At 63.3% G+C, this 25,429-nt stretch carries 16 protein-coding genes and 2 tRNA genes; 9 read left to right on the forward strand and 9 right to left on the reverse strand.

Annotated elements, in window-relative coordinates; translation table 11 throughout:
* Both AC07N6_RS05245 and AC07N6_RS05250 read left to right on the forward strand, forming a co-directional pair.
* A partial coding sequence (locus AC07N6_RS05245; RefSeq protein ID WP_494779272.1) for a hypothetical protein occupies positions 1–219 on the forward strand: 219 nt, incomplete at its 5' end.
* An 18-nt stretch (positions 220–237) separates the two neighbouring features.
* Positions 238–1,062: an HDOD domain-containing protein gene (locus AC07N6_RS05250; protein WP_494779273.1), complete on the forward strand. Its 825-nt coding sequence runs from the start codon at positions 238–240 to the stop codon at positions 1,060–1,062.
* 123 nt (positions 1,063–1,185) lie between these two features.
* Here AC07N6_RS05250 and AC07N6_RS05255 read toward each other — a convergent pair whose 3' ends face one another.
* The gene (locus AC07N6_RS05255) at positions 1,186–2,064 is read right to left on the reverse strand and encodes a dienelactone hydrolase family protein (RefSeq protein WP_494779274.1); all 879 of its coding nucleotides are present in this window, start codon (positions 2,062–2,064) and stop codon (positions 1,186–1,188) included.
* Positions 2,065–2,581: 517 nt separating this feature from the next.
* Entirely contained in the window at positions 2,582–5,482 is a 2,901-nt protein-coding gene (gene ppc / locus AC07N6_RS05260) for a phosphoenolpyruvate carboxylase (protein ID WP_494779275.1), read from the reverse strand.
* Positions 5,483–5,683: 201 nt separating this feature from the next.
* Here ppc and hemC point away from each other — a divergent pair, with 201 nt between their 5' ends.
* The 5 genes from hemC (at position 5,684) to ppa (ending at position 10,657) form a co-directional block, all read left to right on the forward strand.
* Positions 5,684–6,640, forward strand: a complete 957-nt coding sequence (hemC, locus tag AC07N6_RS05265; RefSeq protein ID WP_494779276.1) for a hydroxymethylbilane synthase — start codon at positions 5,684–5,686, stop codon at positions 6,638–6,640.
* Positions 6,624–7,433: a uroporphyrinogen-III synthase gene (locus AC07N6_RS05270; RefSeq protein ID WP_494779277.1), complete on the forward strand. Its 810-nt coding sequence runs from the start codon at positions 6,624–6,626 to the stop codon at positions 7,431–7,433. Before hemC ends, AC07N6_RS05270 begins: the two co-directional genes overlap by 17 nt.
* Positions 7,430–8,629 (forward strand): uroporphyrinogen-III C-methyltransferase, encoded by a 1,200-nt coding sequence (locus AC07N6_RS05275; RefSeq protein ID WP_494779278.1) that lies wholly within the window; start codon positions 7,430–7,432, stop codon positions 8,627–8,629. The genes AC07N6_RS05270 and AC07N6_RS05275 overlap by 4 nt, the downstream gene beginning before the upstream one ends.
* Positions 8,630–8,649: 20 nt before the next feature.
* The gene (locus AC07N6_RS05280) at positions 8,650–9,849 is read left to right on the forward strand and encodes a heme biosynthesis protein HemY (RefSeq protein ID WP_494779279.1); all 1,200 of its coding nucleotides are present in this window, start codon (positions 8,650–8,652) and stop codon (positions 9,847–9,849) included.
* Between the two features lie 271 nt (positions 9,850–10,120).
* Positions 10,121–10,657, forward strand: coding sequence for an inorganic diphosphatase (ppa, locus tag AC07N6_RS05285; RefSeq protein ID WP_494779280.1), 537 nt, complete (start codon positions 10,121–10,123; stop codon positions 10,655–10,657).
* A 312-nt stretch (positions 10,658–10,969) separates the two neighbouring features.
* Here the strand turns inward: ppa and AC07N6_RS05290 are convergent, their stop codons facing one another.
* Both AC07N6_RS05290 and AC07N6_RS05295 read right to left on the reverse strand, forming a co-directional pair.
* Positions 10,970–12,646: a peptide chain release factor 3 gene (locus AC07N6_RS05290; protein ID WP_494779281.1), complete on the reverse strand. Its 1,677-nt coding sequence runs from the start codon at positions 12,644–12,646 to the stop codon at positions 10,970–10,972.
* 271 nt (positions 12,647–12,917) lie between these two features.
* Positions 12,918–14,285 carry a DUF3300 domain-containing protein gene (locus tag AC07N6_RS05295; RefSeq protein ID WP_494779282.1) on the reverse strand — a complete coding sequence of 456 codons (1,368 nt, stop codon included), beginning with the start codon at positions 14,283–14,285 and terminating at the stop codon, positions 12,918–12,920.
* Positions 14,286–14,549: 264 nt separating this feature from the next.
* Between AC07N6_RS05295 and AC07N6_RS05300 the strand changes: the two genes are divergently transcribed.
* On the forward strand, positions 14,550–15,011 hold the full coding sequence (locus tag AC07N6_RS05300; RefSeq protein WP_494779283.1) for a GNAT family N-acetyltransferase: 462 nt from the start codon (positions 14,550–14,552) through the stop codon (positions 15,009–15,011).
* A 79-nt stretch (positions 15,012–15,090) separates the two neighbouring features.
* On the opposite strand, the gene AC07N6_RS05305 is transcribed toward AC07N6_RS05300, so the two are convergent.
* Positions 15,091–15,783 carry a response regulator gene (locus AC07N6_RS05305; RefSeq protein ID WP_494779284.1) on the reverse strand — a complete coding sequence of 231 codons (693 nt, stop codon included), beginning with the start codon at positions 15,781–15,783 and terminating at the stop codon, positions 15,091–15,093.
* A 462-nt stretch (positions 15,784–16,245) separates the two neighbouring features.
* Between AC07N6_RS05305 and AC07N6_RS05310 the strand changes: the two genes are divergently transcribed.
* The gene (locus AC07N6_RS05310; protein WP_494779285.1) at positions 16,246–19,626 is read left to right on the forward strand and encodes an ATP-binding protein; all 3,381 of its coding nucleotides are present in this window, start codon (positions 16,246–16,248) and stop codon (positions 19,624–19,626) included.
* 83 nt (positions 19,627–19,709) lie between these two features.
* Here the strand turns inward: AC07N6_RS05310 and AC07N6_RS05315 are convergent, their stop codons facing one another.
* The 4 genes from AC07N6_RS05315 to AC07N6_RS05330 form a co-directional block, all read right to left on the reverse strand.
* Positions 19,710–22,028 (reverse strand): autotransporter outer membrane beta-barrel domain-containing protein, encoded by a 2,319-nt coding sequence (locus AC07N6_RS05315; RefSeq protein ID WP_494779286.1) that lies wholly within the window; start codon positions 22,026–22,028, stop codon positions 19,710–19,712.
* Positions 22,029–22,331: 303 nt separating this feature from the next.
* A tRNA-Arg gene (locus tag AC07N6_RS05320) sits at positions 22,332–22,408 on the reverse strand.
* A gap of 106 nt (positions 22,409–22,514) precedes the next feature.
* Positions 22,515–22,591, reverse strand: a tRNA-Pro gene (locus AC07N6_RS05325).
* A 35-nt stretch (positions 22,592–22,626) separates the two neighbouring features.
* Complete coding sequence (locus AC07N6_RS05330) at positions 22,627–25,428, reverse strand: molybdopterin-dependent oxidoreductase (protein ID WP_494779287.1); 2,802 nt, start codon at positions 25,426–25,428, stop codon at positions 22,627–22,629.
* Position 25,429 lies beyond the last annotated feature (1 nt).

Below are 25,429 nucleotides of genomic sequence, written 5' to 3' on the forward strand. Positions count from 1 at the left end.
GGCGCTGGCAAGGCGCGCGACGCGTCGTGTGGCGGTGCCACACGCAAGGAGCGCAACGCGGCCAGCGCCCTTTCTGAGCAGAACCCGAAGGGAGCGGCCCGTTTGGGCGAATTGCTGCGTTACGAAGTTGGGTCAAGACGTCCAGTCTTGACCCAACTTCGCGCCTTGCACTTCATCCCAAACGGGATAAGCTCGCACTCACGCCTATTGATGAAATGAGTTCTAGGAGACATGGTCATGAACCTGGAAGCACTGTTCCAGCAGCAAACCGCATTGCCCAGCATTCCCAAGGTGGTGCAGGAAGTCATCGAAAGCTTCAACAACGAATCCGTCTCCATCGAAGAGATCGGCAAGAAACTGACGGCAGACCAGGTGCTCAGCGCCAAGATCCTGCGCCTGGCCAATTCATCCTACTACCATGTCTCGCGCACCATCGGCACTGTCGAGGATGCGGTGCTGATGCTGGGTTTCATGACCGTGCGCACGCTGGTGGTGTCCACCGGCATGGCCGGCAGCTTCAAGAAGCTGCCGGGGGTGGACCTGAAGCTGTTCTGGCGCTATAGCCTGGACACCGCCATCGTTGCCAAATGGCTGGCCAAGCGGGTCAAGGCCAATTCCGATTTCGCCTTCACCGTCGGCCTGATGCACGCCATCGGCCAATTGGTGATGCATGCAGGCATGCCGGAGCAGGCGCTGCAGGTGGACAAGGTCGCGGGGCCGCTGGATGCGCGCCGCCTGGATGTGGAGCGCAAGTCCTTCGGCTACGATTTTTCCGACGTCGGCGCCGAGCTGGCCAAGCGCTGGCGCTTCCCGGATGAATTCTCGCAAGTGATCAAGGCCTTCCCGCAGCCGCTGGAAGGCAAGTTCGACCAGTTCGCCGCCATCGTGCACCTGGCCGCCTGGCGCGCCCGCGCCGAAGAGAACCAGTATTCGGCCGATGAGACGGCGTTGACCTTCCCGGCTGAAGTGGCCGGGAAACTGGGCCTGACGCTGGAAACCTTCACCGAGGAAATGCCGCCGCTGGCAGAGCTGGGCGAGGGCATGCAGGAATTGATCAACTGACGCGCGCATCGTCGCGCAACAAAAATGCCGGCACACAAAAATGTGCCGGCATTTTTTTTTCCAGGCGTCGCATGGCGGTGCGGCGACGACCCGACAACCTCAGACGGGATCGTAAATAGGTTCTTAGTTGAGCTTGACTTCGAGGAAGTTCAGCATCGACCGGTAGGCCATCGCGCGCGCGTCCGGATTGCTGCCGCTGGTCACGCCCGAGCCGGGTTTGCCGATGCCGTTGATGTCCATGCGCACATGAACCGGCAGGCCCGGCGCATCGAAGTCATGGTAGGTGTCCGGATACAGGCGCAAGGCGACTTCGGTGTCGCTGCCTTCCATCTTCTTTTCCATCGCTTCGCAAGCCTGGGGCGGCGTCCAGTCGTCGTTCTCCCCCATCAGGATCAGCAGCGGCGCGGCCGGCTTGAACGGCGTGCCGGGCTTGGCGTAGGGCTGGCAGTTCGGGTAGAAAGCGACCGCGGCGCGCGGCTGCACCTTGCGCACGGCCACATCCGTGTCGGCCAGGTTCATTGCGGCCAGCACGGTGCTGGCGCCATGCGACCAGCCCAGCAGCGCCACGCGCGACATGTCGACATCAGGTTGAGAGGTGACCCAGTGCAGCGCCGCCTGCACATCGTAACGCCGGTTCATGACGCTGGCTTCGCGCTGGGCGGCATTGTCCTGGCAGATCGAGCGCCGGCCGCGCGGCGTGAAGCTGTCCGGGAACAGCACGTTGTAGCCGGCATCGCTGAGCACGCGCGCCATGGCCAGGTGGCGCGGCGTGAATTCGCCCTTGCCGTCGCGGATCATGCTGTACAGGCCGCCGCAGCCATGCAGGGCGATCACGGTCGGGGACTTGCCCTGTTTGTCCGTGAGCAGCGATTTGCGCGCCTTGATCCACACGCCATACAGCGCGGTGGCTTTGCCGCCTTTGCCGTCGACGCTGGTCAGCGAGACGCGTTCGGCGACCAGCGGCGCAGACGACGCGGCATTGGGCGCGGTCTGGGCGAACATGGGCGTGGCTGCGAAAAAGAGAGCGCCGACGCAAAACGAGACGAGAGATTTTCCCCGGATACGCATGTTGTGTGATTCCTCGTGTCGATGCCCGCGCCGCCGTTCTCGGCTTGTCTCCACGCGCCGTGGATGTTGGTTTTTCGATAAGGCCAACATCCCGGCTGCGACAGCTGCGGTTGAAACTTGATGAAATTCCATTTTACAAAATTGGCGGGCGGCGCTGAGGTCGCGGCAGATCCTTTTGCCGCAAAAAACTGATCCGGCGCATGGAAACCTCCCAGCTGTACGGCAGGCGCAACACAGTTGCCCGGCTGCCAGATACCACCCTGACCAAACGTTAACGGCAAGGAAACGCAGTTCTTGAGACGGAGCGTTCCATCTTTTTCCAGGCGGGCGGGGAAGGTTGCCGGAACAGGAAGGTTCGTACCGGCCCGTCATGGACCGGTACGGGAAAAGCGGGGAGGGGAAGCGCGGCATGGCCAGCCGTTGCTGGCCGGCCATGCCGGAGGGACGACGATCAGCCGGTATTGCGCAAGCCGGCGGCGACGCCGTTGATGGTCAGGTGGATGCCGCGCTGCACGCGTTCTTCCGGTGCCCGGCCGGCGGCGGCGGTGGTGCGGTAGCGCTTGATCAGTTCGACCTGCAGGTGGTTGAGCGGGTCGAGATAGGCGAAGCGGTTCTTGATCGAGCGCGCCAGCAGCGGGTTGGCGGTCAGGCGTTCCTTGCTGCCGGTGATGGTGCTGAGCATGGCGCTGGTGCGTTCATGTTCATCGGCGATGCGCCCGAAGATGGCGTTGCGCAGCTTGCGGTCGGCCACCAGCCCGGCATAGCGCGACGCCACGGCGAGGTCGGTCTTGGACAGCACCATGTCCATGTTGGACAGCAGGGCGGCGAAGAACGGCCATTGCTTGCACATCCCGCGCAGCGTGGCCAGGCGGCGGGCGCTTTCCTTGGCGTTGCCGGCAGCGGTCAGCCAGCCCGAGACCGCGCTGCCGAAGCCGTACCAGCCCGGCAACAGCAGGCGGCACTGGCCCCATGAGAAGCCCCAGGGAATGGCGCGCAGGTCTTCGATGCGCTGGGTGGCCTTGCGCGAGGCCGGGCGCGAGCCGATGTTGAGCTGGGCGATCTCGGCGATCGGCGTGGCCGCGAAGAAGTAGTCGGTGAAGCCGGGCGTTTCGTAGACCAGGTTGCGGTAGGCGCGGTAGGCGCGTTCGGAAAGCTCTTCCATCACGCGTTCGTACTCGGCCAGCTTGCGGGTTTCCTTGGCATCGGTGGCCTGCGGCATCAGGCTGGCTTCCAGCGTGGCCGCGACCAGCAGTTCCAGGTTGCGGCGCCCGATTTCCGGGTTGGAAAACTTGGAGGCGATGATTTCGCCCTGTTCGGTCAGGCGGATCTGGCCGTTCACGGTGCCCGGCGGCTGCGCCAGGATGGCCTGGTAGCTGGGGCCGCCGCCGCGGCCGACGGTGCCGCCGCGGCCGTGGAACAGGCGCAGCTTGACGCCGGCTTCATTGAACAGCGCCACCAGTTGATTCTCGGCCTTGTACAGCTCCCAGTTGGAGGTCAGGAAACCGCCATCCTTGTTGGAGTCCGAATAGCCCAGCATGACTTCCTGCAGCTTGCCCTGGCGGGCGATGAGCGGCTTGACCTGCGGCAGCGTCAGCCAGCCGCGCATGATGTCGGCCGCGCAGCGCAGGTCGGGAATGGTCTCGAACAGCGGGATCACCATCAGCTCCAGTTCCTTCAACTGGTTGCCTTCGATGTGCAGGAGGCCGGTTTCCTTTTGCAGCAGCAGCACTTCCAGCAAGTCGGACAGGGTCTCGGTGTGCGAGATGATGTAGTTGCGGATGGCGCGCTCGCCATAGCGGCGGCGGATTTCGCGCGCGGTGCGCAGGATGGCCAGCTCGGAATCGGTTTCGTCGGCGTATTGCAGGTAGGGCGAGTACAGCAGGCGCGGCTTGCCCAGTTCGCCCAGCAGCAGCGCCACCTTGCGCTCTTCGGCCAGGCCCGCGTAGTCGCTTTCGACCTGGGCCTTGGCGAACAGCTCGGCCAGCACGCGCTCGTGGATGTCGGAGCTCTGGCGCATGTCCAGCGTGGCCAGGTGGAAACCGAAGATTTCCACCGCGCGCTTCAAGCCGGCCAGGCGCGGCTTGACCAGCGCGGCGCCATGGTTGGCCTGCAGCGAGGCGACCAGCACATCCAGCTCGGCCGCGCATTCGGCCGGTGCGCCGTAAGGCGCGGCGGCGCCCACTTCCTGGCGCAGGATGTTGACCACGCCCAGCGCGCGGGCGGTGGCCGCCAGGCGCGCATACACGCCGATCAGCGCGCGGCGGTAGGGTTCGTCGGCGCGGTGGTCGGAATGGTCGGGCGAGGCCGCGGCCAGCGCCAGCAGTTCCGGGCTGGCATCCACCATCAGGGTCGAGATCGACAGTTCGGCGCCCAGCGTGTGCACTTCTTCCAGGTAGTAGTCGAAGATGGTGGCGGACTGGCGCTTCAACGCATGCTGCATGGTGCCGGCATTGACGTTGGGGTTGCCGTCGCGGTCGCCGCCAATCCAGCTGCCCATCTGCAGGTAAGGCGGCAGTTCGGCGACGGCGCGCTTGGTGCGCGAGGGGAACTGGCTGTCGATCTCGCCTTCGATGTCGTCGTACAGCGCCGGCAGTTCGCGCAGGAAGGTGATGCGGTAGTAGGACAGGGCGTTTTCGATTTCATCGGCCACCGTCAGCTTGGTATAGCGCAGCATGCGCGTCTGCCACAGCGTGGCGATGCGCGCGCGCAGCAGTTCGGTATTGTGGCGCAGCTCCTTGGGCGTGAGCGGGCTGTCGCGCTCGGCCACCAGGCGCGCGATCTCGTGCTCGGCATCGAGAATGCTCTTGCGCTGCACTTCGGTGGGGTGGGCGGTCAGCACCGGCGAGACCAGCGCATCCTTCAGGAAAGAGCGCACCTGCGCGCCGGAAACGCCGGTATCGTCCAGCCGCGAGAGCGCATAGGCCACGCTGCCGGGCTGCGGCGCCGAACCGGCCAGCAAGTGCGCGCGGCGGCGGCGGTTGTGGTGCTGGTCTTCGGCGATATTGGCCAGGTGCGAAAAATACGAGAAGGCGCGCACCACGGAATTGGTCTGGTCGCGGGTGAGCTTCTTGAGCAACTTGTCGAGCTCGGCGCCGGCCTTGGCGTCGGATTCGCGGCGAAAGCGCACGGCGGTCTGGCGAATGGTTTCGACCACGTCGAAGACCTCGTCGCCTTCCTGTTCGCGCACCACTTCGCCGAGCAGGCGGCCCAGGAGGCGGATGTCCTCTTTCAGCGGCGCGTCCTTATCGGTGCTGCGGGCGGGTTTGGCGGCGGTGGCGGCTTTGGGGTTGCCGGAACGGGTGGTAGATGGGGCGGAGCGGGCACTGCGTTTAGTTTGATTTGTAGTTGCCATGATCGACGATTGCTGCGGTTTTCAAGGGAGAAAGTCGTGCTTGTGGATCGAACTGCCGGAATGCTGCGTGATTGCTGCGTGCTAGAATTTGCCTCGATGTTTTTATGTATTTAAATTTGAATTTCAGTCTGTGATCGCCGGTCGCCTGCTTCGCCCTGCCGCCTCTGCCGCGGGTGCCACGACTGAATTGGAAAGCCCGCCTTGAAAGAATTTCCTCCTTCGAACGTCGTCATCGTGTCCCGTGAAAGCCGCCTTGCCATGTGGCAGGCCGAATACGTGCGCGACCGGATCAAAACATTATATCCGCAGTGCAGCATCAGTATCCTCGGCACCACCACGCGCGGCGACCAGATTCTCGACCGCACGCTGTCCAAGGTCGGCGGCAAGGGCCTGTTCGTCAAGGAGCTGGAGGTGGCGATGGCCGAAGGGCGCGCCGACCTCGCCGTGCATTGCCTCAAGGACATGCCGATGGAGTTGCCGGAAGGTTTCGAGCTGGCGGCCATCCTGGAGCGCGAAGACCCGCGCGACGCCTTCGTCTCCAACAACTTCGCCGCGCTGGACGCGCTGCCGGCCGGCGCCGTCGTCGGCACCAGCAGCCTGCGCCGCCAGGCCATGATCGCCGCGCGCTATCCGCAACTGGTGGTCAAGCCGCTGCGCGGCAACCTCGATACGCGCCTTTCCAAGCTCGACCGCGGCGACTACGCCGGCATCATCCTGGCCGTGGCCGGCCTGAACCGCCTCGGCCTGAAGCAGCGCATCCGCGCCTACCTCGATCCCGAACAAAGCCTGCCGTCGCCGGGCCAGGGCACGCTGGCCATCGAGATCCCGGCCGGCCGCGACGATCTCAAACGCTTCCTGGCGCCGCTGCATGACGATACCGCCGCCGTGGCCTCGGCCGCCGAGCGCTCGGTGTCGCGCATCTTCGGCGCCAGTTGCCAGATTCCGCTGGCGGCCTACGCCGTCGTTGACGGCGCGCGCCTGCATTTGCGCGCCATGATCGCCACGCCCGACGGCAGCCGCATCGCTGCGGCCGAAGCCGAGGGTTCCGTCAACGCGCCCGAGGCATTGGGCGAGCAGGTTGCAGGATTGCTCAAGGCCAAGGATGCCGATGCCATTCTCGCGGCCTGCAAGGCGCAGGCCGATGCCGAACCGTCCTGATCCATCCGTGGCTGTGCCGGTCGCAGCGGTGCCAGTTGTTGTCACGCGGCCGCTGCAGCAGGCGACGGCCTTGGCCGCTCAGGTCGAAGCGCTGGGGCGCCGGGTTGAAATCTTTCCCTTGCTGGCCATTGAACCGGTTGAAGACACGGCCGAACTGCAGGCCGCGCTCGGCCGGCTGGAGGCGTTCGCCCTGGCGGTGTTCGTCAGCCCCAACGCCATCGACGCGGCATTGCGCCTGCGCCCGCAGTGGCCGCGGCCAGTGGCGATCGGCATCGTCGGCGAAGGCAGCCGCGCGGCCTTGCGCGCGCATGGCATCGATGGCGGCAATGCCGTCATCTTCGGCCCGCAGCGCACCGACAAGATGGATTCCGAGGAATTGCTCAAGGCGCTGCCGCTGGCGCAGTTGCGCGGCAAGCGCGCATTGATCGTGCGCGGCCAGGCCGGGCGCGATTTCCTCGGCGAGGCCTTGCGAGGGCAGGGCATCGCGGTCGACTACGTCACCGCCTATCGCCGTCTCATGCCGCCGCTGGATGCGGGCAACCGGGCGCAATTGCTGGCGCTGGCCGATGCCGGCGCCGACTGGATCATCACCAGTTCCGAGGCATTGCGCAATTTGCTTGAGATGGCAAGACTAGCCGGAGGCGATGCTCGTGTGGTAAAACTGCAACGACAGAGAATCTTCGTTTCGCACCACAGGATCGCGCAGACCGCCCAGTCATTGGGTTTTTGCAGCGTCACCCTGACCGGTTCGGGCGACGAACGACTACTTGCCGCGTTACAATCCAGCCCATGAACGAACAGCAATCCACACCCGAGCCCCATCTGCCGGAGACCAAGCCGGAGGCGAGTTACACCAGCCCTGCGAGCTCCCCCTATTTTTCATCCGCGCCGGATGGCAGCGCGGCATTGCGCAGGAGGATGCGCCTCCTGAGCGTGCTGCTGTTGCTGGTCATCGCCGCGTTGGCCGCGCAATGGTGGATGTCGCATACCGAGCTGCGCAGCTTGCGCAACGAGGTCGCGCAGCGCCTGCAGAGCGGCGACAACACCAATAACGAGGTCAAGGGCGTGCTCAAGGCGGTGCAGGAAAACACCAAGGAACTGCAGGCCAAGGTCAGCGTGCTCGACAGCAAGCAGGCCGAGTCGCAAAGCCAGCAACTGGCCCTGGAACAGATGTACCAGGACCTGAACAAGAACCGCGACGACTGGGCGCTCTCCGAGATCGAGGACGTGCTGTCCACCGCCGACCAGCAACTGGAGCTGGCCGGCAACGTGCAGGGCGCGCTGATCGCCTTGCAGAATGCCGACAAGAACCTGTCGCGTTCCGACAAGCCGCAATTCATCGCCATCCGCCGCGCCATCGCGCGCGACATCGACCGCCTCAAGGCATTGCCGACCGTGGACATCGCCGGCATCGCCGTGCGCCTGGACAGCGCCATCGGCCAGGTCGACAACATGCCGCTGCTGGTGGATGAAAAGCCGGTCGAGTCGGCCACCGAACCCAAGCGCGTGCTGCCGCAGCCGATCAAGCCGGCCAAGGCCGCCAACGGCAAGGCGGGCAAGGACGGCAAGGCGGCTGTCGCCGCCGCCGAGCCATCGGCCTGGTCGCAATGGCTGGCCGGCGCGCAAGACACATGGCAGAGCATGAGCACCGAGATGTGGGCCGAGTTGAAGCAACTGGTGCGCATCCGCGAAGTGCAGACGCCGGATGCGATCCTGCTGTCGCCGGGCCAGGCCTACTTCGTGCGCGAGAACCTGAAGCTGCGCCTGCTCAACGCGCGCCTGGCGCTGCTCTCGCGCAACGAGTTCGCCTTCCGCAACGACCTGTCGGCGGCCCAGGACAACATCGCCAAGTATTTCGACACCCGCGCCAAGCAGGTGCAGACGACGCAGGCCTTGCTCAAGCAAGTACAGGGCAGCAACCTGTCCATCCAGATGCCCTCGCTGGCCGAAAGCCTCAATGCGGTGCGCAACTACAAAGCCCGTCGCTGAGCGGATGACGGAATAGCGATATGAAAATACTGCTCTGGCTTCTCACCCTGTTCGCGTCCGCCATCGGCCTGGCCGTGCTGGCGCGCTTCAATCCGGGCAACGTGGTGCTGTTCTACCCGCCGTACCGCCTGGATCTCTCGCTGAACTTCTTCATCTTCCTGGTGCTGGCGCTGTTCCTGGCGATCTACGTGGTCATCCGCGCCGTGCGCCTGACCCAGAAACTGCCCGGCCGCGTGATCGCCTACCGCCGCGCCAAGCGTGAAAACGAAAGCAACAAGGCCCTGCGCGATGCCCTCAAAGCCTACTTCGAAGGCCGTTTCGGCCAGGCTGAAAAATCCGCCACCCGCGCTTCCGAGCTGCTGGAAAACGCCGGCATCTCGGCCCTGATCGGCGCCCGCGCCGCGCACCGCATGCGCCAGGCCGACCGCCGCGACATCTGGCTGGCCAGCACCGAGGTCGATCCCACGCTCAAGGCGGCGCGCCTGATGACCGCGCTTGAATTGCAAGTGGACGAGCATCAGTTCAAGCAGGCGCTGGACACCGTGGAAGAGCTCAACGCCAACGGCACGCGCCACATCCAGGCCCTGCAATGGGCGCTCAAGGCCAACCAGCAAGCCAAGAACTGGACCGAAGTGCTGCGCCTGGTGCAGACGCTGGACAAGCGCAATGCGCTGCATCCGGCCCTGTCCAACCGCCTGCGCGAAATGTCTTACGATGCCTTGCTGTCGGATCGTTCGCACGATGCCGAATCGATCCGCCTGCTGTGGGCGGACGTGCCCAACGCCGACAAGCTGAAGCCCTTCATCGCCGCGCGCGCGGCCCATGCCTTCTCCAGCCGCGGCCTGCACGATGAGGCGCGCGCCTTGCTGGAGCGCGCCCTGGCCGCCGATTGGGATATCCGCCTGCTGCGCGCCTACCGCGAGTCGACCGCCGAAGCCGGTTCGGCGGCATTGCTGGCGCAGATCGAGCATTGCGAATCCTGGCTGGCCAAGAACCCGACCGATGCCGAACTGGCGCTGACGCTGGGCATGTTCTGCCTGCGCCAGAAGCTGTGGGGCAAGGCCCAGCGCCATCTGGAGCAGGCGCTGTCGGACGCCATCGAGCCGCGCACCGTGCGCGAATCGCACCTGGCGCTGGCGCAACTGCACGAGGCGCTGGACCAGTCCGAACAGGCGGCGGCGCATTACAAGCAGTGCGCGCTGGCGACGGCGATCCGCTGACCGCGGTCATTGCAGGTTGAGGACAAAGGCGGAAGCGGCCACGGCCCTTCCGCCTTTTCTTTGGCCTTTGGCGTCACCGCGGCGTCATGCCGGCGTAAGTTGTTGCCGGCATAGTGCGCCAATGCGTTGATGTGCTGGCTTTTCCTGTCGGTTCGGGCCTGAATTCGAACAGAAAGCCGCTATAATTGCCGTTTTCTGCGTATTTCGGCGGTGTATTCGCCAATCCAGAAGCCCGCTTTCCGTTTTCTTTCCCCTTTAGCGAGAAATCCCCATGAGCCTGAACAACGTTCCCGCCGGCCGCGACCTGCCGAATGACTTCAACGTGATCGTCGAGATCCCGATGAACGCCGACCCGATCAAGTACGAAGTGGACAAGGACACCGGCGCGATCTTCGTCGACCGTTTCATGGGCACGGCGATGCATTACCCGTGCAACTACGGCTACATCCCCCAGACCCTGTCGCAAGACGGCGACCCGGTGGACGTGCTGGTGATCACCCCGTTCCCGCTGTTCCCGGGCGTGGTGGTGCGTTGCCGCCCGATCGGCGTGCTCAAGATGACCGACGAGTCCGGCGTCGACGCCAAGCTGCTGGCCGTGCCGGTCGACAAGATCCTGCCGATCTACACCCACTGGCAAAAGCCGGAAGACATGAACGAACTGCGCCTGAGCCAGATCAAGCACTTCTTCGAGCACTACAAGGACCTGGAAAAGGGCAAGTGGGTCAAGGTCGACGGCTGGGAAGGCCCGGAAGCGGCGCGTGAAGAAATCCTGGCCGGCGTCGAAGCGTACAAGAACGCCGCCAAGTAAGTCGTCGCAAACCGCTGTAGCAAGAAACCGGCCTTGCGCCTGATGCCGTTCAGTTAAATGCTGAACGGCATTTTTGTTGGTGCAGTCCAGACTCCGTTCGCCCTGAGTAGCTGCGCAGCAGCGTATCGAAGGGCAGGCAAGAGCGCCAACGCTGACACGCTGGCTTCGATACGGCCCTGGCGGGCCTGTTCAGCCCGAACGGATTCTGTGGTGAGCCGTTCAGAATGAGCCTTAACTGAAAATGAAAAACGCCCAGCAGGCAACAACCTGGCCGGGCGTTTTTTGTAAGTGCGGCAGCGTAGTAAGGGCCGTTCAGTCCAGCTTGGCCGCATGCTCCCGCGTCGCATGGAACACGACTTCGGGCCAGCGTTCCTGCGTCAGGCGCAGGTTCACGCCCGAGCTGGCCAGGTAGGCCAGGTTGCCGGCGGCATCGATGGCCAGGTTGGCGCCGGCCGAGGATTTCTCGAAGTCGGCCAGTTTCTTCTTGTCGTCGCAGGTGATCCAGCGCGCGCTGCTGATGCTGGTGCCTTCGAACACCGCATCGACGCCGTATTCGTTCAACAGGCGGCTGGCCACCACTTCGAACTGCAGCACGCCGACCGCGCCCAGGATCAGGTCGCTGCCGGTGACCGGCTTGAACACCTGCACCGCGCCTTCTTCGCCCAACTGCTGCAGGCCCTTGTGCAATTGCTTGATCTTGAGCGGATTGCGGATGCGCGCCACGCGGAAGAAATCCGGCGCGAAGTAGGGGATGCCGGTGAACTGCAGCATCTCGCCTTCGGAGAAACTGTCGCCGATCTGCATGTTGCCGTGGTTGGGCAGGCCGATGATGTCGCCGGCATACGCTTCTTCCACCTGTTCGCGGCTGGACGCCATGAAGGTCACCACCGAAGACACCTTGATATCGCGGTTCAGGCGCAGGTGCTTGAGTTTCATGCCGCGTTCGAAGCGGCCCGAGCATACGCGCAGGAAGGCGATGCGGTCGCGGTGCGCCGGATCCATATTGGCCTGGATCTTGAACACGAAGCCCGAGAACGGTTCTTCGGTCGGCACCACGCTGCGCACGGTGGCGTCGCGCCCGCCCGGGGCCGGGGCCCAGTCCAGCAGCGCATTGAGGATCTCGCGCACGCCGAAGTTGTTGATCGCGGAGCCGAAGAACACCGGGGTCTGGATGCCGGCCAGGAAGTCGTCCAGGTTGAACGGATGCGATGCGCCATGCACCAGCTCGACTTCCATTTTCAGTTGCTCGATTTCCAGCGGGAACATCTCGACCAGCTTGGGATTGTCGATGCCCTTGATGATCTCGACATTGCCGTCGGCGCGTTCCTCGCCGGCCTTGAACAGCATGATCTCGTCGCGCAGCAGGTGGTACACGCCACGGAAATTCTTGCCCATGCCGATCGGCCAGGTTACCGGCGCGCACTGGATCTTCAGCACCGACTCCAGCTCATCGAGCAACTCCAGCGGATCGCGCGTTTCGCGGTCCATCTTGTTCATGAAAGTGATGATGGGCGTATTGCGCATGCGGCAGACGTTGAGCAGCTTGATGGTCTGCTCTTCCACGCCCTTGGCCGCGTCGATCACCATCAGCGCCGAGTCGACCGCGGTCAGCACGCGGTAGGTATCTTCCGAGAAGTCCTGGTGGCCCGGGGTATCGAGCAGGTTCACCACGTGGTCGCGGTATTCGAACTGCATCACCGAGCTGGCCACCGAGATGCCGCGCTGCTTTTCGATCTCCATCCAGTCCGAGGTCGCATGGCGGCCGCTCTTGCGCGCCTTGACGGTGCCCGCCAGCTGGATCGCGCCCGAGAACAGCAGCAGCTTTTCGGTCAGCGTGGTCTTGCCCGCGTCAGGGTGGGAGATGATGCCGAAGGTGCGGCGGCGCTTCACTTCGCGCGCGATCAGTTCGGTCGATACCTTGCGGTTGCCGCCCTCGTTGGCTGCGGCGGCCGTGTCGGCGCCGATGATGTCGTTGCTTGGTTCTTGCATGTCGGATCTGTCGGTTCAGGTCGGGGCGCCGGGGAAACGAAAAACGGCTGCCCGGCGCCGCGCTTCCCGATCGGCGGCCAATGAAAAAAGGGCTGGAAAATCCAACCCTTGACTGGCCTTGCGTGCGCCGCCGTCAATGGCCGGCGCAGCATGTTCGGAAAGCTCTGGAAAGAGCGTGATTATAGCTTATCCAGGAGGCCCGGACCTATCTTTGCCGGCCGGAAATGCCGCCCCGGCCGGCTTTGTTGCGCTATCGGAACGCGGTTCCCGCTTATCTATCGTCGCGCCGTTCCTCAACCCGGCGTTCGGGGGCGCGTTGTTCGCGCTGCTGTGGCTGCGGCCGGGCCTGTGGCTCCCGACGCACCTGCTCCTGTTGCTGACGGACTTGCTGGGCCTGGCGTTGCTGTTCACGCTGCTGTTCACGCGCCTGTTGCTGCCCCTGGTATTGCTGCGCCTGCTGTTCCCGCTGGCGCTGCTGGTTATTGGCTTGCTGTTCACGCTGGCGCTGCTGCTCTTGCGCCTGTTGTTCCCGTTGCCGTTGCTGCGCCTGGATTTCCCGCGTCTGGTTGGCCTGTTGTTCGCGCACCTGGCGCTGGCGGGCCTGGTCTTCCTGGATGACGCGCTGCTGCGGGTTGGCCGCGGGCGGCATGGCGGGGCGATCCGGGCGGTTGCCAAACTCGGGGCGCGGCTGCTGTGGCGCAGGTTGCGCTTGCTGCGCACGGGTACCATCGGGAGGCAGGGAATTCGGCCGCTGCTGGGCGCGCGGGCTGTCATAGCGGGCGTCGTGGCGCCACACCACCGGCCGCTGGTTGACTGTCACATTGCGGTTCACCGTGACATTGTTGGTCACATGATTGTTGTTGATATCGGTGATGCGCGTCTGGGTCACCATCATCTGCCGATGGCGCCAGTCCGGACGCGCCTCGCCGAAAGCCGAGCGCATCACGCCAATGCCGATGCCGCCGCCAAACGCGATGCCGACCGTCACGCCCGGATTGTAGTGGGGCGGGCGATAGCGCGGCGGCGGAGCCCAGTACACCGGCGGGTTCGACGGCCACCACCAGCTGCCATACACCACCACCGGGTTGTAGTAGGGCACATAGACGACTTGTGGATCGGCAGGCTCGATGACGATCACGTTGTCATCCACCAGTACGCGCTGCTGCGGATTGGTCTGCAGCGAGCCGGCCACTTGCGCGCGCTCGCGCAGGTCTTGCACGGTGTCCATCACTGCTGCCTGCTGCGAGAGGAAGGCCTGGCCCAGTTGCTGCATCCAGTCCAGGCGATCGTTCATCATCGCCAGCACGGACGGGAACTGCACCAGCGACTTCACACTGGGATCCCAGGGCATGGGGGCCACGGAACGCGCCAGCTCATCGCCTTGCAAGCCGGGGCGGGCTTCGACGAAGCGCTGCGCCTGCACCACTTCCAGCGGATAGGTGGACGCCATCAGCACCTGCCCCAGCAGGGAGTCGGGATACAGCGCCACCGGCGCCAGCATCTGGTCCAGTTGTTCTTGCGTGTAGCTTGCCGACGCGGGCGGGTAGGCGGAGTAAGCGGATTGCGCTTGTACCGCGGGCATGCCCGATACCAGTGAAAACACCAGGCAGGTTGCCCAGGCCAGAGTCTTCTTGTTCATATCATCCTCCTGTCTTTTGTACTGTACGCACAAACATCAAACTGCGTGCACGCACGGCAAGCCTATGGTCGTCCAGGATGGCGCGGGCAGGTGTAACGGGATTGCAAGCGATGTTTCAAGGCCTCCGGCTTGGGGTAGGCACATTTCCTTTATAGCAACTGCTGCGCTGCAGCCAAGTGCTGTGGCATGATGAAGGCCAATGCCTCGCATTGGAAGCTGATCAGTTTCCATCGCAAAAACTTAGTGCAAAGGAATATAAATAATATGAGCGAACACCTCATCTGGCGCCGCGACGATCTTGTCATCGATACCGATCCGGGCCGCCTGAACATCCCCCTGGTGCACGACGTGCTGACCCATTCGACATGGGCCGCCGGCATCGGCATCGATACCGTGCGCACATCGATCGCCAACAGCCTGTGCTTCGGCATGTACCGCGGCAGCCAGCAGGTCGGTTTCGCGCGCGTCGTGACCGATCATGCGACCTTCGGTTATCTGTGCGATGTGTTCGTCGTCGACGGGCAGCGGGGGCACGGGCTGGGGCGCTGGCTGATCGAATCGTGCAACCAGCATCCCACGCTGCTCAAGCTCAGGCGGGTCATGCTGACCACATCCTCGGCGCCATGGCTGTATGCGCGCTGCGGTTTCGAGGCGATTGCCCGCGGCGATTTTGTGTGGCACATCTCGCGGCCGGACATCTACGCCAAGGCGGAGAACGCCGCGTAGTTCAGCCTGTTGAAGGCGATGGAAATACGCCTGCAACATCCACCATGGCGAGCCCCCAAGGCTAGCTCAAGGCTCGGGGTCAGGGCGCAGGCGGCGCCGATGACGACAGCAAGCCGGTTTCTATCGCGTATTTGAACAAATCGGCATCGCGTTCTATGCCGAGTTTTTTCATTGCGCTGCTTTTCTGGGAACTGACGGTTTGCTTGCTGCGATGCAGCCGTTCCGCGATTTCATTGACGGTCAGTCCCGAGACATACAGGCGCACGATGTCGAGCTCGCGCGCGGTCAGGTCCGGCCGCGCCAACGATTCTTTTTCTCCGGGATGCTGCATCATCTCCGCGATGCTCGGCGAAAAATACGTGCCATCTGAAAAAGCGACATGCACCGCCGGGATCAAATGCGAAGGATCGTCCGATTTGCTCAGAATGCAGCGCACGCCATGCGCCATCAGGGTGCGCAGCACGGCGGGGTTGTCCATCATCGTCATCACGATGAGTTTCAGTGCCGGATAGCGTCTCCCGAGAAAGTCGAACAGGGCGATGCCGTCGCCGTATTCGCCGCCCGGCATCGCATAGTCGGTCACCAGCACATCGCAGGCCTGGCTATCGAGCAAAGCGATCAGCTCGGTTGAATTCCTGGCAGCGCCCAATACCGTAATTGTGCCGGCCGAGCCCAGTATGTGTTGGGTGCCTACCAGTACGGCCGGGTGGTCATCCGCAATGACGAGACGTACTGAAAATTCCTTCATTCTTATCCCTGTATTATTTTTCAAGCACCGATGCCCTTGTTTTGCGGATTGTGCGCTTGCTCATCCTATCCGCATTGCTTCCTTATGCGCAGGGAGGAGCAAGTATCAACCGATGCAAATATAAACCGATTCATGTCATTGATGCATGACGGCAGAACTCATTTCATCAACAGGGAGGGGCGTGCCGACAGCGGCGCTATCTTGTTCGCGGATTCCGTTTCATCCGGCGCCTCCCGGTGTTGCATGTTTGCACGTTGTTTTGCCGCAGGAAGGCATGGCCGCCACTATATCGCCCCTATACTTTGCGGATAATAATGCAAATACGAAAACAGGCGGGGCCGCATGGGACTGGTACGGTTCTTGAAAAAAATCACGGTTTTTATTGTCGAAGGCCTCATTCACCATGTTTCGGCATGTCCATAACGACAATATTCTTCATCCAGGTACATGACAGCTCCGGACCATAAATCGGATCATAAATCGGCCTTGTTTGCACAAAGCAGCAAAGTCGTCGCCACCCTCAAGAAGTTCAGTGAAATTACGCTGCTGAGCCGATATCAGCGCAGTTTGCTATGGGGCGGCGGCATCGTGCTGACGCTTGCGCTGCTGGCCGCCAGCGTCCTGGCGGTCTGGATCAATATCCAGAACTACATCGCCGACGGACGCTCGGTTTATCAGGCCAACAAGACGCTGCTGTTGCTGGAAATCGAAACCAAGCAAGCGGCGATGCGGCGCGGCATCATCAATGCCGAAATAATCTGGCGCACGCCGTTCATGCGGAACAGCCATCTGGCGGAGGAGTTCGGCCGCAATCATGGGCGCCTGCTGGTGCAGGCCAACAGCAAGGTCAATCCGCAACTGGCATTGGGCGCCATCTCGGCGACGCATCCGCCGCAGTCTTTCGCGGAAATGCTGTCGTTTACCGAAGCGCAGGCATACACCGTGACCGCCAGCGCGCAACAAAGAGAACGGGCGTTTTCCGGCTATTTCATCGACGCCGGACAGCGTTACCTGTCGATCATGCCGGCGCCGAAAACCGGCGACCCGCTTGCCACGCTCGGCGCGCGCGACACGGCCGAGCTGATCGCCAAGGTCACGCCCGACATCGGCAATCTGCAAGACCCCGCGTTCCTCGATTTCCTGCATAGGACCCGCTTCGTCACCTGGCTGCCCGCGGCTCCCGATCCATTCACCGGCGAAAACGTGTTCAAGCTGGTGCAGCCGGCCTTCGACGGCGACCGGCCGTTCGCCATTTTTGTCAGCGATTTGCCGTCCGATATCTTGCTCAAGCGGCTGCATGAAGATCCCTATGACGGCAATTTCATGATTGTCGATCGCCAGGGGAAATTGATCCTGAATACCTGGTACAACAAACCGATCGACCCCGGCCTGACAAAAAAAGTGCTGGACGCCGGGACCTGGGCCGCCAATCTGGACAGCACCGACTACCTCTACCACGACGGCAGCTTCACCATCAGCGAACCCCTGTCGGACACCGGCTGGATATTGGCCTATGCCTATTCATGGCGCACCATCCTCGCCGCGCGCGGCCCTTTCATCATGGGCTATGCCGGCGGCACCTTGCTGCTGCTGGCGCTGCTGTGGATCCTGATTTTTTTCTTCGACAGAAAAATATTCGCGCCGCTGCTGCAACGCTCGGAGAGAGTATTCGAAAGCGAAAGCCTGAATCGCACCATCATCGCGACGGCGCCGGTCGGACTGTGCTTGCTGTCTTTGCGCGATGGCGCGGTGCTGCTGCAAAACGGGGTATTGCAATCCAGCGACAATGGCGTTTCCCCCTTGCCGCAGCAATTTCTTGCGCTGTATCGCAATGTGCGCAACGACAGCCGCGGCAGCGATATTCCGCTCGACGGCCACGATCTGGCGATCACGCTGGCCGACGGCAACGTCGGCCATTTGTTGGTGAATCTGGCCAGAAGCAAATACCAGGGCGAGGAGGTATTGTTATGCAGTTTCTCCGATATCACGGCCCGCAAGGAGTTGGAACAAAAACTGCAGGAAGCGCGCGCCGCCGCCGATGCGGCGAACCATGCCAAATCGGCTTTTCTGGCAACGATGAGCCATGAAATCCGCACTCCGCTCAACGGCATTCTCGGCAATCTGGAATTGCTCGGACGCACTTCGCTGAGCGAGCGCCAGCAGGATCGCCTGCGTATCGTCGACAGTTCCTCGCGCGACTTGCTGGGCATCATCAACGATATTCTCGATTTCTCGAAAGTGGAAGCGGGACAGATGGTGCTGGAAACAATACGTTTCGATATCCTCGACCTGATCGAACAGGTTATCGCCATCTTTATCCCGCTGGCTGACGCCAAGGACTTGCCCCTGTTTTATGCGATACCGCCGACGCTTGCCCGCAGCCATGAAGGCGACCCGACGCGTATCCGGCAAATTCTGATCAATCTGCTCAGCAACGCGATCAAGTTTACCGAAAAGGGCAAGATCGTCATCCAGGTCGACGCCGAAGAAGGCGCCGCTGGAAGCCTGTTGAGGATTCGCGTCAGTGATACCGGCATCGGCATTTCTCCCGCACGGCAGCGCCAGCTGTTCCAGCCTTTCACGCAGGCGGAAGCATCGACGACGCGCCTGTTTGGCGGAACCGGATTGGGGCTGGCGCTGTGCAAGCGGTTGACGGACCTGATGCGGGGGACGATCGCTGTCGACAGCCGCCAAGGCGCCGGCAGCAGTTTTACCGTCCGCTTGCCGTTGGCCGCCAGTCCGGACCCGGTCGCCTGCGGCGGCGCATTGCCGGATGCGCCGGAAGTGTCGGATAGCCCGGTGACCGAGGCGGTACTGCTCTGTCCGCAGCCAGAGTGGCAGGCATCGATTGTCCCGCATCTTGCGGCATGGGGCATCAGGACAACGCTGATCACCCACCCCAAGGGATTCGACATGCCGCATCTGCCATTGATCTTGTTCGGCGGCCCGCGCGCCTGGAGCATCGCCGATGAAGACCGGATACGCGCCCGGGCGGCCCGGGTGATCGATGTGCTGGAAGACGGCCCGCGTTCCCCGGTGAGCGAAGCGCATCGCATCGTCGTGTCTTGCTATGCGCTCGACAGCTTGAGGATGGTTCTGTCCATGACGCCGGTCAATGGCGGCGTCGCCAAAGCCCAAGCGGCAGGCATGGACGGCCGGCAAGACCAACCGGCCGCAACGGTGCGCGTGCTGGTGGTGGAAGACCATCGCGTCAATCTGAGCCTGATCCATGACCAGCTGGACACGCTCGGCTACAGCATCAGTCTGGCGGACAAGGCGGTCGATGGACTGGCGCTGTTCGACAAAAACAGTTACGACATCGTATTGACCGACCTGGGGATGGCCGGCATGGACGGCTATGCCTTTGCGAAAATCCTGCGCAGCCGGGGCGCCCGACTGCCGATCATCGCAATCACGGCGCATGCTTCACGGGACGAATACCTGCGCTGCAAGGATGCCGGCATCGACGACATTCTGCTCAAGCCGATGTCGCTGGGCGAGATAGAAAAAACGGTGCGCAAGCATCTGTCGCTGCAACCGGCGGCAGGCACAGGCGCCGCGCACGCCGCCGGCGACCGCAAAGAACCTTTGTCCGAAGAATTGCACCGGATGCTGCAAGACAGCAGCCGGCAATCGCTGGAATGTATCGGGAAGGCGCTCGCCGACGGCGAGGCGGTGATCGTACTGGAGCAGTTGCATTCGATCAAAGGCGCCTTTGCGATGCAGCGGCAGGCGCCAATCGTCGCCATGTGCAGCGCGCTGGAAGATCAGGCCAAAGCTGGCGACCTTCCCGCCGTGCAGGCGAAGCTCCCCGAGCTGGCCGCGCTGATTCAAGCGTCTTTGCAAAGGCTGGGCCGGCACGGATGAGGCACCGGGAAAAAGCGCGCCCATGAAAAAAAGCCGTCACATGCGGACGGCTTCTGGCGGTGGCGCAAACGCTCGGAGAAGGCTTACCAGGCGTAGCGATATCCGAAGTTGATGCCCCATGGCTCGGATACTTTCGGTCCCTTTGCGGTTTCCAGGTCGACATACAGGCGGCTGTTCCGGCCTAGCTCCGCCGCCACGCCGAAGCCGCCTTCAACGCGAGAACCGCCCAGGTCGGAACGGAAAGCGTTGCCGTTGCTGCGGACCTGATCGACGCCGTCGAATTCATGGACGCCGGACAGCTTCACATACGGCTGGACCAGCTTGCCGTTGGCGGTCTTTATCTTCTTGCCGACGACCGCGCCGAAACGGGTCTGGATCGATTGCGAATGATCGACTTCGAATTGCAGGCCGTTGCTGGCGGAATAATCCTTGCCCTTGATCCACAAGGTGGTCAACTGCATCTGCGGTTCCACGAACCAGCCCTTGTCCAGTTCGATGTGGCGGCCGAGCTCGACCGACATGCCGATGCCCGGCGTGCTGTAGCTGCCGGTGACATGGCTGCCGTCGGTGCTGAGGGTGTTGAAGCTGTTCTTGAACAGATTCAGCTTGCCCAGCACATCCACGTAAATCCCGTCATTGCCGATCCAGGTCGCATACGCGCCGACGTGGTAGCTGTCGGTCTCGCCGGTGCTGCTGCCGGAGAGATGCCGGTTGCCGCTGGACAGGCCCGCCATGCCGCCCACATACCAGCGGCCGTTGTCTTTCCTGAAGCTGGTGTCGGCGCCGAACTGCGTGCCGTACAGACGCTGGTCGAAAGCGCTGCCGACCTTGTTGTCGACGTTTTGCTGCTTGGCAAACGTGCGGGCCCATACCCCGCCTTCATCCTTGCCGAGACGCAGTTCGCCCAGGCGTTTGGCCAGCGAATTCATTTCCGTGAACCAGGTTAGCTGGCTGGTCGGCGCCGTATTGATTCCAGCGTCGGCGGCGGTGGAGATGCGCCCGGTGTTGACCAGATACTGGTCGCTGCCGCGTCCGCCGACCTGATCGCCGCTTTCCAGCGAATACTGGTATGTGCCGACATCGACCACGCCACCGGTATTGGACAGGTTGAACCTGGCGTCGCCGCCTTCGGTCTGGACCACCATCAGATGCTGGCCCGCGGCACTCGGTTCGCCGCCGCTGTTGTGCATCAGGATCTGATGCGAGCCGCTGGCCGTGCCTTCCACTTTCAGCAAGTCGCCTTGCAGGGCTGCGATATCGCTATTCATTTCAAAGGTGCCGTTGCCGCTCAGATCGCCGCTGACGGTCAGCGTCTTGAAACCGCCGTCCGATTTGAAGCCGACCACGCTGTCGTTGATCTCCAGCGCGCCTACCGTTGAATCCTTGGTCATCGTCCAGCGGCTGCCGCCGGACATCGACAATTGCTTCACGGCGCCATCTGTCGCGCCTTGCCAATGCGAGGCGTTGCTCAATGAAACATTGGTCACCGCAGAAAAAGTGTCGGCCTTGGAGACGATATCGCCTTCCGCATACACGCCGCCATCCATGCTCAGGTCGATGGGCGCCGCGTCATTGCCGACCAGCAGCAAAGTACCGCTGCCGCCGATGACTTGCGCGCCGTTCGTCAGCTTGACGGCAGGGCCTGCGGCGCCTGTCAGGCCATAGATCTCGATGGCATTGCCTTGCGCGCTGACCAGCGAGCCGCCATCGATGTTGAGCGTGCTGGCTCCCGTCAAGCCCGCTCCAATGGCGTTGGCGCCTTCGGTACGCACCTGCGTGTTCTGCAGATTGATCTTGCCGTTAAAGAGGTACAGCCCAGTGCTGTTGGCGCCGGTGGTCAGTACCGTGCTGTTGCTGGCGCTGATCACGCTGCCGTACATGGAGGCCAGGCCGTAGCTCCTGTTGCCGCTGGAGCGGATATCGGACTGGTTCACAGTGATATTCGCATGATTGGTAGTAACCACGGCGCCAGTACTGAAGTTGCCGCTGGTCTCGATCAGGCTGTTCTGTATGCTCATGCCGGCAAAGGTGTCTGCCTGGACGCCGGCTGCATAAGTCCCCGATGTAGAGACATGGCTATCGATCAGATTCACATTGCTGCCGGTATTTTGCGTATAAACGCCGGTTGCGCTGATGCCGGAAGTGCTGATGGCGACGCGCGTGGCGTTGACTGTCGTGGCGCTTCTCTCGTGGATGCCGTACGCGCCGTTGCCGGTGGTGACGATGGTGGTGTCGGCCAGATCTGCCTGAACGCCGCTGGCGGCGGTGCCGTATTGGTCGTCCTCAATGCGCAGGCGATTATCGGCCTCGGCTTCTGCCGGCGCGGCCGAACCGACCGAGGGCAAGCCGCCGAAAGTGGATAAGACGGCGACGGTCAGCAATTTCTTCTGAAAAATATTCACGGTTCACTACCTTGAAATGATTTGCCTGATGGCGAGCGGCAATCATTTCAAAGTTCGCGACAGCGGAATATGGGAGCAGTACCAATGCTCGGCGGCGGACCATGGGACTGGTACTAAATGGCGTTCGCAGCGTGAATGCCAGCCACTCCTGGGGGGCGAAGGCATTGCCAAAAACGCCATGCCGGTCGTTTGCGCGGCTCCAGGGATGGCCAAGCGCGGCGCACGCGTCTTGCCTGGCGATTATCCAAGTGATTGATCTTGAAAGGGAAAACGTAGGGAGAAAGCGGGGGAATACCGGGAAACTGGCCTGCCCTAAGGGAATCGAACCCCTAACCTACGGCTTAGAAGGCCGTTGCTCTATCCGGTTGAGCTAAGGGCAGAGATGCAAGCCGTTTCTGCGGTCACGTTTCCGATGAGGCCGGAAAGCAGGTCGAAACGATTGCAAAAAAGAAAACGGGCTGTCGCAAGACAGCCCGTTTTGATGAGTGGTCGGAGTACAAGGATTCGAACCTTGGACCCCCTGGTCCCAAACCAGGTGCGCTACCGGGCTGCGCTACACTCCGAGAAGCGAGATAATAGCAGCATCTTCCCATCCAGGTCAACTTGCGCCGACGGAAATGTTTGCGGCGGCAGGTTCAGGCCGCTCGGCCGCCTCCACGGCCCTGATCTCCACCAGCAGTTTCTTGATCTCCGGCACGCATGAGCCGCAGTTGCCGCCGGCTTTCAGGCAGGCGGTGACTTCGCCCACTTCTTTCAGGCCCTTGCCGCGGATGGCGTCGCAGATCGTGTTGCGGCCCACGCCGAAGCAGGAACACACCGTCGGCCCGGCATCGGCGCCTTTGGCGATCGATTGCCCCACCAGCAGGCCGACGCGGTCGGCTTCTTCCAGCCGTTCTTTGGCGAACAGGCCGGCCAGCCACGAGCGCGAGGGCAGGTCGGGGCGGGCCGAGATGAAAAGGCACATGTCGATGCGGTCGTCCACCAGGTGCACCGCGCGGTAGGTGCCGTCGGTCCGGTCTTCGTATTCCAGCCAGTCGGCTTCCGGATCGTCCACGCCCAGCAGCTTGCGCGCCCATGCCGCATGGTCCGCGATGTTGCTGCGGCCGGCCAGCTCGAAGCGCGTGAAGTCGCGGCCCTGCACGCGCGTCCAGTGCGTGATGTCGTCCAGCGTCAGGTCGTGCCGGGTCAGGATGAAGCCATGCCATGCGACGCGGAACTCCTCAATCGCCACCGGCGTGTGCTTGAACTCCGGCTCGCCCGAGACCGGGTCAACCACCGGGTTGACCAGCGCGCCCACGCGCGCATCCGAGGCCGACTGGTTGTTCCAGTGGATCGGCACGAACACGCTGCCGCGCGGAATGCCGCCGCCGTGCTGCACGCGCGCCACCATCGCGCCCCAGCGGCTGGAAATGCGCGCCAGTCCGCCTTCGCGCACGCCGTACAGCAGCGCATCCTGCGGATGGATGTCGATGAAGGATTCCGGGATATGGTTGGCCAGCGTGGCCGACTTGCCGGTGCGCGTCATGGTGTGCCAGTGGTCGCGCACGCGGCCGGTGTTGAGCACCAGCGGGAACGCGTCGCAGGTCTGGTGGGCCGGCTGGCGCGGCGCGGTCGCCACGAAGCGCGCGCGGCCGTCGGGATGCGTGAAGCGCAGGTCTTCCAGCACGCGCGCGGCGCCGGTCACGCTGCCGTCGGACAGGCGCTGCACCGGCCACTGGATCGGTTGCAGGGCGTCGTACTGTGGTTTGTCGATCCCGGCCAGGCCCGCCAGGCTGAATACGCGGCGGCTCTTGGCGACGCCGCCGGCAGCCGCCTCGGGCTCGCCGTTGCGGTGCGCCGACAGGCGCGCGTGTTCGTCGAAGATGGCATGCGGGCCGTCGAAGTCGAAGCCCTCGAAGCCCATGCGCCGGGCCACGTCGCAGATGATCTCCCAGTCCGCCCGCGCCTCGCCCGGCGCCGAGAGGAAGCTGCGCTGGCGCGAGATGCGGCGCTCCGAGTTGGTGACCGTGCCATCCTTCTCGCCCCAGCCCAGCGCCGGCAGCAGCACATGGGCCAAGGCGTTGGTATCGGTCTTTTCGATGATGTCGGAAGACACCACCAGTTCGCATTTCTCCAGCGCGCGCTGCACCAGGTCGGCGTCCGGCAGGCTGACCATGGGATTGGTGGCCATCACCCAGACCGCCTTCACGCGCCCGTCCTCGATCGCGCGGAACAGGTCGACCGCCTTGTAGCCCGGCTGGTCGGCGATGCGCGGCGAAGCCCAGAAGCCCTGCACGATGTCGCGGTGCACGGCGTTGTCCAGGTCCATGTGCGCGGCCAGCATGTTGGCCAGGCCGCCGACTTCGCGCCCGCCCATCGCGTTGGGCTGGCCGGTGATCGAAAACGGCCCCATGCCCGGGCGGCCGATGCGGCCGGTGATCAGGTGGCAGTTGATGATGCTGTTGACCTTGTCGGTGCCGGCCGAGGACTGGTTCACGCCCATCGAGAAACCGGTGACGACTTTCCCGGTCGCGGCGAAGGCTTCGTAGAAGGCCAGCAAGTCCGCTAAATCGACCTTGCAGATGCGCGCCACCGTGGCGGGATCGGCGCAGTCGGCGTCGGCCACCGCCAGCGCCTCGTTGAAGCCGTTGGTGTGGGCCTCGATAAAGGCATTGTCGCGCGCGCCGCGATGCGCCAGGTAGCTCAGCAGGCCGTTGAACAGCCAGACGTCGGTGCCGGCCTTGACCGGCAGGTGCAGGTCGGCCAGCTCGCAAGTAGCGGTGCGGCGCGGGTCGATCACCACCAGCCTGGCGTGCGGCCGGGTTTCCTTGATCCTGGCGATGCGCTGGAACAGGATCGGGTGGCACCACGCCGCGTTGGAGCCGACCAGCACCACCAGGTCGGCCAGTTCCAGGTCTTCATAGGCCAGCGGCACCAGGTCTTCGCCGAAGGCGCGCTTGTGGCCGGCCACCGCCGACGACATGCACAGGCGCGAATTGGTGTCGATGTTGGCGCTGCCGATGTAGCCCTTCATCAGCTTGTTGGCGATGTAGTAGTCCTCGGTCAGCAACTGGCCGGAGACATACAGCGCCACCGCATCCGGGCCGTGTTCGGCGACGATGGCCGACAGCTTGCCGGCCACGCTGTCCAGTGCCGCATCCCAGGAGACGCGCTGCATGGCGCCGTTGCCGTCGCGCATCTTGGGATGGAGCAGGCGGCCGTCGAGGTCGACCGTCTCGCCCAGCGCCGAACCCTTCACGCACAGCCGGCCCAGGTTGGCCGGATGCAGCTCGTCGCCCTTGACGCCGATGCTCCCGTCCGGCTGCATCGAGGCCGACACGCCGCAGCCCACGCCGCAGTAAGGGCAGGTGGTCCGGGTCGTGGCCACGGCAATTGCGATCGGAGTTTGGGACAGGTTCACG

Source organism: Herbaspirillum sp. GW821-FHT09A12, from assembly GCF_059418325.1.

Coding starts and splice junctions, on each gene's coding strand:
- ppc (WP_494779275.1), bottom strand. CDS start 5,482: ATGGCAACTACAAATCAAACTAAACGCAGTGCCCGCTCCGCCCCATCT.
- AC07N6_RS05280 (WP_494779279.1), top strand. CDS start 8,650: ATGAAAATACTGCTCTGGCTTCTCACCCTGTTCGCGTCCGCCATCGGC.
- AC07N6_RS05270 (WP_494779277.1), top strand. CDS start 6,624: ATGCCGAACCGTCCTGATCCATCCGTGGCTGTGCCGGTCGCAGCGGTG.
- AC07N6_RS05295 (WP_494779282.1), bottom strand. CDS start 14,285: ATGAACAAGAAGACTCTGGCCTGGGCAACCTGCCTGGTGTTTTCACTG.
- ppa (WP_494779280.1), top strand. CDS start 10,121: ATGAGCCTGAACAACGTTCCCGCCGGCCGCGACCTGCCGAATGACTTC.
- AC07N6_RS05255 (WP_494779274.1), bottom strand. CDS start 2,064: ATGTTCGCCCAGACCGCGCCCAATGCCGCGTCGTCTGCGCCGCTGGTC.
- AC07N6_RS05275 (WP_494779278.1), top strand. CDS start 7,430: ATGAACGAACAGCAATCCACACCCGAGCCCCATCTGCCGGAGACCAAG.
- AC07N6_RS05300 (WP_494779283.1), top strand. CDS start 14,550: ATGAGCGAACACCTCATCTGGCGCCGCGACGATCTTGTCATCGATACC.
- AC07N6_RS05290 (WP_494779281.1), bottom strand. CDS start 12,646: ATGCAAGAACCAAGCAACGACATCATCGGCGCCGACACGGCCGCCGCA.
- AC07N6_RS05250 (WP_494779273.1), top strand. CDS start 238: ATGAACCTGGAAGCACTGTTCCAGCAGCAAACCGCATTGCCCAGCATT.